Annotated in this window: 10 protein-coding genes and 1 pseudogene; all 11 read right to left on the bottom strand. The window is 37.8% G+C overall.

The annotated features are described in order from the left end of the window. Positions 1 to 87: 87 nt before the first annotated feature. The 11 genes and pseudogenes from ACFIN0_RS07355 to xseA all read right to left on the bottom strand — a co-directional run bounded on the left by ACFIN0_RS07355 (position 88) and on the right by xseA (position 13,211). A complete protein-coding gene (locus tag ACFIN0_RS07355) occupies positions 88 to 417 on the bottom strand; it encodes a hypothetical protein (RefSeq protein ID WP_375702221.1) in 330 nt (109 codons plus the stop codon). Positions 418 to 426: 9 nt separating this feature from the next. Continuing rightward, positions 427 to 1,275 (bottom strand): hypothetical protein, encoded by an 849-nt coding sequence (locus ACFIN0_RS07350; RefSeq protein ID WP_375702220.1) that lies wholly within the window; start codon positions 1,273 to 1,275, stop codon positions 427 to 429. Positions 1,276 to 1,771: 496 nt separating this feature from the next. After that, a complete protein-coding gene (locus ACFIN0_RS07345) occupies positions 1,772 to 2,554 on the bottom strand; it encodes an ABC transporter ATP-binding protein (protein WP_273790734.1) in 783 nt (260 codons plus the stop codon). Continuing rightward, positions 2,541 to 3,425: an ABC transporter ATP-binding protein gene (locus ACFIN0_RS07340; protein WP_273790733.1), complete on the bottom strand. Its 885-nt coding sequence runs from the start codon at positions 3,423 to 3,425 to the stop codon at positions 2,541 to 2,543. The genes ACFIN0_RS07345 and ACFIN0_RS07340 overlap by 14 nt, the downstream gene beginning before the upstream one ends. Continuing rightward, positions 3,418 to 4,347: an ABC transporter permease gene (locus ACFIN0_RS07335; RefSeq protein WP_273790732.1), complete on the bottom strand. Its 930-nt coding sequence runs from the start codon at positions 4,345 to 4,347 to the stop codon at positions 3,418 to 3,420. Before ACFIN0_RS07335 ends, ACFIN0_RS07340 begins: the two co-directional genes overlap by 8 nt. Before the next feature lie 2 nt (positions 4,348 to 4,349). Then, positions 4,350 to 5,423, bottom strand: a complete 1,074-nt coding sequence (locus tag ACFIN0_RS07330; protein WP_375702219.1) for an ABC transporter permease — start codon at positions 5,421 to 5,423, stop codon at positions 4,350 to 4,352. A 110-nt stretch (positions 5,424 to 5,533) separates the two neighbouring features. Next, positions 5,534 to 7,150, bottom strand: coding sequence for an ABC transporter substrate-binding protein (locus ACFIN0_RS07325; RefSeq protein ID WP_375686682.1), 1,617 nt, complete (start codon positions 7,148 to 7,150; stop codon positions 5,534 to 5,536). 371 nt (positions 7,151 to 7,521) lie between these two features. Beyond that, positions 7,522 to 9,147 (bottom strand): ABC transporter substrate-binding protein, encoded by a 1,626-nt coding sequence (locus tag ACFIN0_RS07320; RefSeq protein WP_375702218.1) that lies wholly within the window; start codon positions 9,145 to 9,147, stop codon positions 7,522 to 7,524. Positions 9,148 to 10,770: 1,623 nt separating this feature from the next. After that, positions 10,771 to 11,361, bottom strand: coding sequence for a DNA-3-methyladenine glycosylase I (locus ACFIN0_RS07315; protein WP_375609564.1), 591 nt, complete (start codon positions 11,359 to 11,361; stop codon positions 10,771 to 10,773). 8 nt (positions 11,362 to 11,369) lie between these two features. Then, positions 11,370 to 11,599, bottom strand: a pseudogene (locus tag ACFIN0_RS07310) (Arm DNA-binding domain-containing protein); the annotation flags it as partial. 181 nt (positions 11,600 to 11,780) lie between these two features. Then, complete coding sequence (xseA, locus tag ACFIN0_RS07305; protein WP_375610799.1) at positions 11,781 to 13,211, bottom strand: exodeoxyribonuclease VII large subunit; 1,431 nt, start codon at positions 13,209 to 13,211, stop codon at positions 11,781 to 11,783. Between the last annotated feature and the right edge of the window lie 19 nt (positions 13,212 to 13,230).

Raw genomic sequence — 13,230 nt, 5'->3', positions numbered from 1 at the left:
TCCTTCTTTCGATATCTTTCTCATCTGACGCTCCATAAAAAAAGCCCCACAAAAGTGGAGCTGGATAAAAATGTTTTCTTATGATCTCTATTGACTATGCTCTTTGATCAGCTGCTCGACTTCGTCAACACCAAAGCCAAGCTGAAAGAGCGGCGCATATTCACTTTCCTGTAATTCATACTGACAACGCTTTTCGACAAAATCACCATTTGAATCAAACGGTATTTCTGTTGTTCGACAAACCTTATGCGTATCATCTTCTACCCCCTCTTCCCCTTCACTGAGTTCTTTGACAAAAAACCAATAAAAACGCGTTGTCAAAAGCATCTCTAGCCTTCTTACTGTTTCAACTTTGTCAAAAGAAAGCATGTTCAGATAATCTTGCTTGCTATTTAAATGTTCTGGATAATCTATCATCTACCCCTCCTAAACAAAATGCCGTGGATAACTACAGCCACGGGCGCCAGCCGATTCATAAATGGCATTCCGTATAATAACTGCACGCAGATGTGAATTGATATTCGTACTATCAGTCCAGTCTCCACCAGCTAACAATGCATACATATCTTTTTTAAACTGTACATTTGGTGAGGTTCCAGTTACCGTTTGCATGAAACAAACATCTCTCACAAATTGCCAAACATAACCGCAACCATCTTCACAACCGATATGCGAAATCATCCGTATATTTGCCGTATTCTTATGACCTCCAGAATGTTTTGGTGAAGGTGCTTTTTTGCCTTGAATCACACCACCTTCATTACTTCCATACATCGCAGAGGTAAATTCTGTATTATTGAGCAAAGCCTTCTTAACACGCAGCATATCCGATATGTGATCTGTTTGTAGGCGGTTCGTCGTAATAGGAACATTATACGCAGAGCGGGTATTGTGACCCGTCCCTGACTGAAGATAAATATCAACCCAAAGATCTGTAGAGGGGTCATAAACCATACCTTCTGGTGAACTATGCGGACGGTGATTGAGACACCAAACTGAATTGGGTAAAATATCCCCTGCTCTATAACCAGACAATGAATGACCGGAAATCGTACCAACATCCGCACAGAGCGTATGGAACCCTCCTATCTTTCGCGAATTACTCACTGTGTAATTCCTTGGATACGTAGAGTTTTCTGATAAAACAAATTTATGAGACTGTCTTCCATCAGAAACCAAATAAACATAATAATCCTTCCCCGCCGAAATAGAAGAAACGTTTATTATTGTATCTGCCGTATAACTTGCAACCAAAGTATCATTGCCTAATGCCAAGGTTATACGCGTTCCTTTCTAGCTTATTATAAGCGTTTTTTTAATAGAAAACAGTGAAATATTTGAAGACAGTTATTTAACATTGGATATTTTTTACAAAAAATTCTTTTTATAAAGAATAAAACTGTAAAAAAGAGAATAACCAAAAACAAAATGATATTGTAAAATAATGAGAAGCTATTTTAGAAAATACAGCATTACTATCTTTTGTTATTTCTCACAAATTTAATGCTTAAAATCTCAAAATAAAACTTTTGAACATAAAATGATAAGTAAAAATAATGCAACAATATCAAACAAAGGGATGTATGTTATAAGTCACTCGTATATTTCAAAATGCGAGTTCTAATAGGATTTAAAATATTATAGCTCAAACACTGCCCAGCAAATTCATACTGAAAAAATCCTATTATCCCCTTCCCTCTTAATAATGCCGCCAAACATCTCTAAAAACTTTAAAACAAATAAAATTGCACTTTCTCTTCTGTAAAATTGATCATGCTCTTTGCTCTCTATGAACAATAGGCTCTATACTTGCTTCAAAAAACTCCTTTGTATAATCGTGTTGCGCATGTAGATTACGCAATTCATCATTGCTAAGCTCTTCAAGAATAATCCCTTTATGCATAATTCCAACACGTTCACAAATATGTGCAACAACAGCAAGATCATGGGATACCATTAAGTAAGTAAGCTTTTTTCTCACGCGCAGTGATTTCAACAAATTTAAAATTTCAGCCTGTACCGACACATCCAATGCAGATGTTGGCTCATCAAGCAATAACACCTCTGGCTCAATAATTAAAGCACGTGCAAGAGCAATACGCTGACGCTGCCCTCCAGACAACTCATGAGGATAACGATAAAGAAATGAAGAATCTAAACCAACGGAATCTAAAGCATCCTCCACACGCTCTCTTTGATTATCCATCCCATGGATTTTGAGCGATTCAGAAAGAACCGTATGGACCATTTTTCTTGGATGCAGCGAAGCATAAGGATCTTGAAAAACCATTTGAATACAGCGTAAAAAATCCTTACTTCTTTTCTTTTCAACTTCTTGTCCAGCAAAAAGGAACTTTCCACTATAATCTGGAATGAGCCCCACCAATGTATTCAAAATAGTTGACTTTCCACATCCAGATTCACCAATCAAACCATAAGCTTCACCACGCTTAATATGAAAATTAACATTTTTAACAACTGTTACTGCCTTATGCCTGTGCCCAAAAGTTACAGATAAATTAGAAACATCAATAATATTCTCACAATTTGTCATGAGGAACCTCCTCAACACCATTAACAATCGTAGGATTATACAACCAATCAGGATCACGCTCAGGAACAGCCAAAATATCAACTGGATTATCAAGCCGTGGCAAACTCGCGAGCAACGCCTTTGTATAAGGATGACAAGCGTGAGACAAATCAGAAGCAGGCAACTCTTCTAACACACGGCCCGCATACATCACCAAAATACGATCACAAAAATCAGCAATCATATTTAAATCATGACTAATGAAAATAAGTCCCGTTCCAGATTTTGTCACAAGTTCATCTAATACAGATAAAACTTGTCGTCTGACCGTAATATCAAGTGCAGATGTTGGCTCATCGGCAATAATTAAATCAGGTTTTGGAATGAGCATCATTGCAATCATCACGCGCTGCCCCATCCCCCCAGATATTTCATGAGGAAAGAGACGCATCACATGTTCAGGATCACGAATATGAACAGATTCTAACATAGATATGGTGCGCTCCCTCGCTTCAGCTTTTGAAACACGGTAATGAATACGGTAAGCCTCCATAATCTGTTCCCCGATCCGTATTAATGGATTAAGTGAATATTTTGGATCCTGTAAAATCATTGAAATACGTTTCCCACGGATTTTTCGCATCTGAGGTTCACTTGCAGCCAATAAATCAACATCCTCAAAGCGCATTTTTTTAGCTTTAACAATGGCTGCTTTTGGACTCAACCTTAGTATTGCGCGCCCAGTCATCGATTTTCCAGATCCGGATTCACCAACAATTCCAATTTTTTCTTTTCCAACAGAAAAACTAACGCCACGCACAACTTCTGAAATGCCGCGCGTTGTAGGAAAAGAAATACGTAAATCTTCTACTTCTAATAATTTATTACCCATTGCGTGGATCCAATACATCACGAAGACCATCACCTAAAAGGTTGAAAGCAAGACTTGCAAATAATATTGCACAGCCTGGTATTGCCGCCAACCACCAATTTGTCATCATAAATTCCCGCCCTGAAGAAAGCATCGCACCCCATTCAGGACTTGGAAGTTGAGCTCCCAACCCTAAAAAACCAAGACCAGCAGCCGTTAAAATAATTCCAGACATATCCAAAGTTAATCGTACAATCACTGAAGGAATACACATGGGTGCAACATGAAACAAAATAATTCGCCAAGCAGAGGCCCCTTGCAGGCGAACTACAGAAACATAATCAGAAGAACGTATTGTCAAAGTCTCAGCACGTGCTAAACGTGCAATTGGTGGCCATGCTGCAATTGAAATTGCAATAGAAGCATTTTCGATCCCTGGTCCCAATGCGGCTGAAAATGCAAGAGCTAAAATCAAACCTGGAAAAGCAAGAAAAATATCGACAATGCGCATGAGCACAGTATCAACCCATCCGCCCATATAACCAGATACAGTTCCAACAATAAGCCCTATTGGACCTACAATAACTGTTGTAAGAAAAACAACATAAAGAGTAATACGGGAACCAAAAACAAGGCGACTAAAAATGTCACGTCCCAATTCATCTGTTCCAAAATAATGCGCCATAGAGGGTGGCTGTAACCGATGCCCTAGATCATTGCTAAGAAAATCATGCGTAGCAATCCAAGGAGCAAAAAATGCACATATGATAATAATACAAATAATAAGCAGACCGAATACAGCCGAAAAGTTATGAAAAAACTTAGCCAGTGCGTGATAAATTCTTTGTATGTTCGCTTGAATTATGGAGTTTGGAACAGGATCGTTTAACCAACTACCCAAAGAAGATGATGATTGCGATTTATGATGATTACTTACTGTCATATTCAACGTGTCCTTGGATCAAAAATGCGATAAAGCAAATCAGAAAATAAATTAATGGCGACAAAGATAAATCCTACAAGCAAAGTACATCCTACAACTGCATTCATATCTCCGGCTAAAAGAGCATTTGTCAAGTAATGTCCAAAACCAGGCCAAGCAAAAACTGTCTCAGTTAAAACAGCCCCTTCTAATAAAAAAGCATAAGAAAGTGCAACAACGGTAATAATTTGAACAGCAGCATTTCGAAAGGCATGCCCCCAAACGGTTCGCGCCCACGATAATCCCTTTACACGTGCAGTAATGATATATTCCTGATTAAGCTGCTCAATCATAAACCCACGAGTCATACGGCTAATATAAGCCATAGCACCGAAAGCCAAGATCAAAGCAGGCATAATAACGTGACTAAAAACATTACCAAAAGCCTCCCATTTTCCTTGGCTTGCAGTATCCCAAAGGAAAAATCCTGTTTTTGGTTCAAAAGAATATTCATAAAGAAAATCAAGTCGTCCTGGGCCACCAATCCAGCCAAGCTTGGCGTAAAATATTAACAACGCCATTAATCCGAGCCAAAATGTTGGAGTAGAATAACTTACAAGTGTAAAAACACGGACAACATAATCAATAAATGAATCGCGATACATTGCTGCAAAAACACCAAATGGAATTCCAAGACTTGTGCCAATAACAATAGCAACGGTTGCAAGCTCTAATGTTGCAGGAAATACACGCATAATATCGGCTAGAACAGGTCGCCCAGAAGTTAAAGCATCTCCAAAGTCAAACAAAAATACATTATGAAGATACTTCCAATATTGGACAATCAACGGCTTATCAAGACCCAGCTTATAATACATTGCATCATAAGCTTCCTGACTGATATTATCACCAAGAATAGACAGAACTGGATCTAGAGGAAGAAGATGACCAAGAAAAAAAGTGATCGTCACCAACCCAAGCAATGTGATAAAAACTGAAATAAGAAGTTTCAATCCTTTGCATAAAAAATCCCATAAAAATAATTTTTTCTGCTTTTCTGATACAGCTCTTTCAGTCTCTGAAAGTGGCAAAACCATTATAAAAATCCCCTCTGTAGCGACAAAACATAAAGCAAATACCTTTTTATATAACAAAACAATCTCTTATTAAGCATGTTCTACAATCCTTTTCTATAACATGCTTCTTTTTATTTTTCTGCTTCATTGTAATAAAGTCTATAACTGTTCCAAATCCATTTTTTGACATCAGGCCCCATACCAACGGTATAATATGTCTGAAATAAATAAACCATAGGACCATGCTCTAGCACATAATGCTGTAAAGTACGATATTGCATGATACGCTTATTGGGGTCTTTCTCAAACAAAGCATCCATCACCATGTTATTAACATTTTCATCATAATACCCAGCGCGCCAAGCTAAATACATATTGTGCTTTTTTGTAAATGTTGGATCAGGGTTAAACACGTGATTTAATGAAGCAGGATGTCCATCAGGATCGGCGCTCCCCCACCCCATAAGTGCAGTATCATAATTTCCACCACGTACACGGCTCAACAATTGATTTTGTGCCATTTTTTCAATTGTAAGCTCAACACCAATTTTGCGTGCATTGGCTTGAATAGACTGTGCAACAGACGACATATAACTAAGGCTTCCAACTAAAAGATTAGCTTTAAACCCATTAGGATAACCAGCTTCAGTAATCAGTTGTTTTGCTTTTTTCAAATCCAACTGAAAAGGCAACCCTTCTTTTTCATCCAACGCACCTGGAACACCCAAGGACATATAAGTTGCCCGAGGAATAGCAATCCCTTTCAAAACAGTTTTCCCAAGACCTTCATAATCAACTAAATAACGAAGTGCCAATCTGACCTTTTCATTCGCAAAAATTGCATTCTTATTATTTAACGATAGGTAAATAATCTGCGGACGCAAAACACGACTAATTTTGACTGGTCCTCCCTTTTTTTCAAGATCTAAAATATCCTCTGAAGAAAGATCACGCACTATATCCACATCACCTTTTTCCAAAAGAAGTCTTTGACTTGATGAATCCGCTACATGCTGCACAACAATCTGCTTAATTTTAGGCACATCGCCCCAATAATGTTGTGTCGCCTCTAACACAACTTTATCTCCTGGAGACCAGCTCACCAATTTATAAGGTCCAACACAAGCTGAATGTGTTGCTAAATATTTATTCCCCATATCACCTTTAATACTCTGTGCTTCAATTGTTTTCCGATCAAGCAAAGCAGAAGCATAAGATTGTCCAATAACAGTCAATATGAGCTGAATAGGATAGGGTTTATCTAATTTTAATTGTAAAGTCTTATCATCAAGAGCCTGAATATTTGTTTCAATATTGTTTTTGGTAAATCCATAATCCATTAAAGATTGAGCATAGCTTAATCCTAATTTTATAATCCGTCGCATCGACCATACCAGATCTTGCGCTGTGGCCGTCCTTCCGTCATTAAACTTTAAATCATCACGAAGATGAAAGACTATTCTTTTGCCATTATCTAAAACGTCCCAAGATTTTGCCATAGCAGGACGAATTTTTGTAGGATCATGCTCATCATATTGTACTAACGCGCTGCAAATATTCGTCAATAACTCACTCGTCACAACCTCAACAGTTTGCGCTGGATCAAAACTACTAATTGAATCAATATTCCATGCCATTACCAATATATCTTTAGATGAGGCACTGAATGCCGATGTTACAGCCCCATTAAAAAAAACGATTGAGCTTAATAAAATAGAAAATTTTTTTAATATTCTTTGTTTTCCCATTTTATCTCTTCCTTTTGTATTCTTCTACCTTTTCACACAAAGTGATTGTGATTTTGCTCTTTCACCTTTTAAATAGCATAGCATTAGACATCAATTTCATTTAATCAAACTAAGCATCTATAAAATAATTTTCTTGTACATCAGTCTATATTCGGGATGCAGAGAATCTATAACCATAAACAAAGATCCTCCCCAATATAACTTTCTATATTCATCGCTCCCTATAAACGATCTTAATTATATACTGCTACTACACAAACATCCCTCACGTTTCATCCTTAAAAAACTGAAGAGCTTTATATGGGAGAATATTTTCATCATGCAATTATGATTAAGCTCTTTTTAGCTTTGATAACACTAAAAAGACACACTTATTTTTCAATTTTACTATAAAAAATACGCGGCGCACTATTCCAAACCCATTTTTTGACATCAGGTGTCATCGCTATAGCGCTATATTGCTGATAAATAAACGCATAAGGTCCTTTTTGCATCAGTTCACGTTGTAAATCAGCATAAAGATGCGCCCGTTTTTGCGGATCTTTTTGAAACAATGCTTCTTCAACTTTTTGATTCATCTCGGCATCAAAATACCCATGCTTCCAACTAGGATAGGCGGTATTTTTTGCCTCAAACCGATTATCAGGGTTATAAACAAGACGTGAAGCCATTGTATGGGGATCCGCAGAATCGTTATTCCATCCGAGAAAAGCCGTATCAAAAGCCCTTGCATTCACTTTTGAAAACAACTGTGTACCTGCCACACGTTCAATTTTAAGACGCACCCCGGCCTGTGCAGCACTATCCTGGAGTGACTGAGCAAGTAACAAAGTATAAGGAGCATTTGATACGAGAAAATTTGCCTCAAATCCATTCGGATAACCAGCCTCTGCTAAAAGCTGCTTGGCTTTTGCAACATCAAATGTAAAGGGTTGCCCCTCTTTTTCATCCAGAGCCCCAAAGTTACCAAGAGGAATAAAACTTGCCCGTGGAACACCAATCCCTTTGAGAAGTTTCTTGCCAAGACCTTCATAGTCAATAAGATAACGCATCGCCAAGCGTACTTTTTCCTTAGCAAAAATGGGATTTGTCGTATTAAATCCCCAATACATCATAGTTGGTTCTAACACTCTATCAACTTTAATATCTGTTGTTTTTTGCAGATCTGCAAGATCTTCAGGGGTCAAATTACGAGCAACATCAATATCATGTTTTTGCAACAACAAACGTTGTGTTCCTGACTCCACAACATGACGAATGAGAATCTGCTTCAGTTTAGGCGCTTGTCCCCAGTAGTGGGAACTTGCACGTAACAAAAGCGCTTCTCCAGGGCGCCAACTTTTTAACTGATAAGGACCAACACAAGCGGCATGACTCTTCAAATACTGATTTCCCAGATCGCCATCTTTTTCGTGCTTCATAATCGTCTTACGATCAAGCAAAGCTGTTGCTGGACTTGCAACAATATTATTAAGAATAAGCTCTGCTGGATAAGGCTTATCAAATTTCATCACCACTGTTTTCTTATCTGGGGCTTGCAAAGCATCATCAACATTTTGCTCTGTAATTCCATATTCATTAAAAATTGCCGCATTGGTCATCTTCAATTTGACAATCCGCTTCATACCCCAAACAAGATCATTGGCATTGGCTGATCGCCCATCATTAAACTTCAAACCATCACGCAAATGAAAAGTAATCACCGTACTGTGATCATCCCCTGAAACATCCCAATGTGTAGCTAATGCCGGAACCATTTTAGCAGGATCACCCGTTGCGGTACTGACCAAACTATCACAAACATTGCGAACAATTTCACTTCCATAAACATCATTAAGTTGGGCGGGATCAAATGTACTAATTGCATCAAGGTTCCAAGCCATCAAAAGAGTATCAGCCGGTGTTTTTGCTGAAACTTGTTGTGCAACTATCCCCAAAGCTATAAAAGCAGAAACAAGAGAGCTGCTATTCTTTAATATCTTTTTCTTCAAGTTCATAAACTTTCCCCTTTATTTATTTTTTATCAATTAATGACGCTGAAATAATATAGCAAATTTATAATTATAACATTGAATAAATACGTTTTAATCGCCTATATTTCTAATCACCTATACAGAGTCATCATAAATTCATTGACTTACGTCTCAATAAACCATAGCAAACATGCAATATATGTTTTGCTAACCAGTATTACATTCTTTTCATAACATCTTTGCATATGATAATGCACTATATCAGTTCCCTATTAATCATCAATAAGCCTTGTCGCCCCAAAAAAATAGTGAGCTTTTAAAAAATCATTACGCAACAATTTATGAATTCATTATTCTATTCCTTTAGGCGATATTTAAAATAAAATATGCAAACTTTAAAAATAGTCATCCCCCTCAAACACTCAATTTCAAGATACGACGCATCTTTATTACATGACCAAAACGGCACTGAAACAGCAGAAAGACATAAGAAAATATCTTTTCTAAAACGCCACCCCCACAAAAATCTGCTTAATCTTTTGAAAACTAAGTGCCAAAAGTTTTACGTTTTTACCAACAAAACCAAACGCGTTAACAAAGATAAAGGAAAAATGAGAAGAATCATTCCCTCCACGCTTTATCTTTTGAGATAATAAAGCTTACAATCAAAAAAATATACACTAAAATGTATCTCCCCATTGATAAAAACAAAACTCATTAGACGCTCCCCCCAAAGACATAACGAATATAAACCCTTCTAAACTTTAGTGTGCATCATTGCTTTACCACTATAAAGATAGAACAGAAAACAACATACCGCAATAGAACTCTCGTTTCCAGCGGAAACATACAGAGATTCAACGAAGCAATGTAGTGGATACAAACTTGCATAAGCTTCATCATCTTCCAAAAAATTGGAGCGCACACGCGGCAAGATCACACTCTAATAGAGAAAAACTATCAGATAATAAAACCTAACACAAGCAGCTTGAGTCATTTAACTTCAATTTTTCATCGCTGCATTTCATTTTTATTGCTTAGGTAAGCATTGAGCAATCGATCTATATACAAATAACCAACAGCCATACAAGCAAAGTAAAAGAATGCAACAACAGCATCCCCATCTAAAAAACACTTTGCATTCGTCAATAAACATGAATAAAACATTCATTAATTATAACGGTCATGTCATTAACAGAAATAAAAACACCTATTCTGAAACCATTACCAATGCTAAAGACTGTTGCACAACATTGAGAGCTAGTAAATGTGTGATGATGCCGATTTGTTCCTTCATAAGCTTAAAGATGGAATGCAACAATGGGTTTACTATCATACCATTCACGAACAGCGTTGCAAAATGGGCTTTGGTGTAACTAGATGTTTCTTTAAAATATACAAGACATTACCATTATCTAACTTCAGATACATGACAATTAGATATCACTTCTTTTTGCATCTGTTTTTTCATCTTCAAAATTATCGCTTTGTCGTTTTGATTGCCAACAACCGTAAAAAATCATCAATCTTGTATAAGTTTGTATATTTCAATTATCTTATACAATGGAGTGCATAATCTGTACATTTATTAAATAATTCAATTATTAGCCTATTGATCATTGCTTTCACGAACGCGACTTTACCAATTTATCGACAAAAACATCCTTCAAGATGATCATTGACAATCCCTACGGACTGCATAAAAGCATAACAAATCGTTGGACCAATAAATGTCCAGCCACGTTTCTTTAAATCTTGAGAAAGACGAAGAGAAGCAGGTGTTATGGGATGAGCCAACAGTGTTTGAAAGTCTATCTTTTCATAATGTTCTGATTGTGGTGGCTGAAAAGACCAAAAATAGTGGGACAAACTCCCCCACTCTATTATAATTTCTTGTGCTCTAAGTGCATTATTAAGTACTGATCGAATTTTTCCTTGATGGCGAACAATATCTTTGTTCTGCATCAACATTTGCACCTTTAACTCATCATAATGAGCAATTTTTTCAAAATCAAAATGATCAAATGCAATGCGAAAAGAAGAGCGTTTTTTTAAAATTGTCAACCAAGAAAGTCCTGCTTGAAAACCTTCAAGACAAATTTTTTCAAACAAACAAATATCCTCTACAACAGGCTTTCCCCATTCATTATCATGATAAGCACAATAAAGTGGATCAGTTCCGGCCCATGCGCAACGAATTTTTCCATCCACTCCCTTAAGAAGACCTTCCGCAAGCATGGCACTCACCGTAAAATAGAACGCCACCCAGTTGCACATTCACGGGCTCGTTTAAAAAAAACATCTCTCAAAGAGCACCCACTTCCATTTCACGGCGTCGATCATGAATGGTATAACGATAAAACCATTGAGCGCCCCCATCTTTACGTTTGTGAAGAAGCAAGCCAGCACCATCATTATATTTGCCATCCCCCAATAGTGTAACAGACCTTGCATTAAAACGGTTCATAAGAGCCATTTTTAGTCCTTTCTTGTACAGTTTTTACCCTCATGGGGCCCCCACTTGTAATGTGCAAGCAAGTGGTTTTGATTGATTCAAGATACACATATTTGCAATGAGAGAATCATACGTTATTCGGAGCTTTAATTCAATATGAATATTGCTAAATTATCTAATATAAATCAATATGTTGTTGTATTCAAAAGAGGGTTCCTTGATCATCGCTAGACGATTTTATTTGCTTGTGTTTTGAACGTTTAGCAGAAACAGGCTCTTGTGTTGCAACACTGATATCACCATCAAAAAAACGTAAATTTATTTGCCCCGTTTCAGGAATCTGTACCAACCGTTTGATGGGCTTATTCTCTTTCCCCAAAGCCAAAACAAAGCCGCGCTCCAAAATATTCTGATACGAAGTGCTTCTTAAAAGCCTAGAGGCTACCTCTAACCCAGCCCGTTGTTTTTCAACATTGCGCACAAAAGCACGCTGAAGACGTGCAGTATATTCCTTCGTATTGTGTTCTGCTTTTTCAGTATTAAGTAAACGCAGTGAAAGACGCACACCAAGTGCATGAAAAGAAAAACGTTTTTTATCATAGCTTACACAAAGAGCACGCTGCAAACGACTTGAAATTTCATCAAAACCTCGCCGTGGTAGAGCAAAAAGTTGATCAGCAGTCGGAAGAGCTCTTAGAGTAGCACGCAGTTTTTGTCGATAAAAATCAAAATAACGCGCAAGTCCCGTACGCAAACGTGCACCAAGCGATGCCACTAGCACCTCGAGATCAAGCTTAACAGGAACAGCCCGCTCTGCTGCGGCTGTGGGAGTTGGAGCGCGCCAATCAGCCACATAATCAATCAAGGTCCAATCCGTTTCATGCCCAACAGCAGAAATAACAGGAAGAGAAGAGTTATAAACAGCACGAACAACGGCTTCGTCATTAAATCCCCACAAATCTTCTAAACTTCCCCCTCCCCGCGCAACAATAAGAAGATCAGGCTTAGGAACAACGCCTCCTAAAGGCAACGCATTAAAACCTTCAACAGCAGCAGCGACTTCCCTCCCACTTGTTTCCCCCTGAACACGTACAGGCCAAACCAAAATATGCAAAGGAAAACGATCGGATATACGGTGAATAATATCACGAATAACAGCACCTGTTGGTGATGTTACAACGCCTATAATTCGGGGCATATAAGGCAAAGTTTTTTTCTTTGCTTCATCAAATAAGCCTTCTTCTAAAAACTTTTTCTTACGATTTTCAAGAAGTGTCATCAAAGCACCAACCCCTGTTGGTTCAAGAGCTTCAATGACAATTTGATATTTTGATGATCCTGGATACGTCGTAAGTTTACCAACAGCGACCACTTCCATCCCTTCTTCAGGAGGAAATTTGAGCTTTTCCATCACTCCACGCCAAATAACAGCTTCCAACCGCGCCTTATCATCTTTTAAAGCAAAATAAGCATGTCCTGAAGCATGAGCACCACGGTAACCTGATATCTCCCCACGCACCCGTACATAACCAAACTTCTCCTCAACAACACGCTTTAAAGCCCCAGCTATTTCGGAAACAGTAAATTCCGCAACATTCGTTGCACTTATTTTTTCATCAAATAAATTTGCCATTTTTCAATTCACAGAAATT

Source organism: Bartonella sp. AA89HNZF (assembly GCF_042196905.1).
Taxonomy (GTDB): Bacteria; Pseudomonadota; Alphaproteobacteria; order Rhizobiales; family Rhizobiaceae; genus Bartonella.
This window is presented reverse-complemented; position numbering and strand designations above follow the sequence as displayed.

Excerpts from the sequence above, each read along its gene's own strand:
- ACFIN0_RS07355 (WP_375702221.1), bottom strand. The coding sequence starts at position 417 with ATGATAGATTATCCAGAACATTTAAATAGCAAGCAAGATTATCTGAAC.
- ACFIN0_RS07345 (WP_273790734.1), bottom strand. The coding sequence starts at position 2,554 with ATGACAAATTGTGAGAATATTATTGATGTTTCTAATTTATCTGTAACT.
- ACFIN0_RS07340 (WP_273790733.1), bottom strand. The coding sequence starts at position 3,425 with ATGGGTAATAAATTATTAGAAGTAGAAGATTTACGTATTTCTTTTCCT.
- ACFIN0_RS07335 (WP_273790732.1), bottom strand. The coding sequence starts at position 4,347 with ATGACAGTAAGTAATCATCATAAATCGCAATCATCATCTTCTTTGGGT.
- ACFIN0_RS07330 (WP_375702219.1), bottom strand. The coding sequence starts at position 5,423 with ATGGTTTTGCCACTTTCAGAGACTGAAAGAGCTGTATCAGAAAAGCAG.
- ACFIN0_RS07325 (WP_375686682.1), bottom strand. The coding sequence starts at position 7,150 with ATGGGAAAACAAAGAATATTAAAAAAATTTTCTATTTTATTAAGCTCA.
- ACFIN0_RS07320 (WP_375702218.1), bottom strand. The coding sequence starts at position 9,147 with ATGAACTTGAAGAAAAAGATATTAAAGAATAGCAGCTCTCTTGTTTCT.
- ACFIN0_RS07315 (WP_375609564.1), bottom strand. The coding sequence starts at position 11,361 with ATGCTTGCGGAAGGTCTTCTTAAGGGAGTGGATGGAAAAATTCGTTGC.
- xseA (WP_375610799.1), bottom strand. The coding sequence starts at position 13,211 with ATGGCAAATTTATTTGATGAAAAAATAAGTGCAACGAATGTTGCGGAA.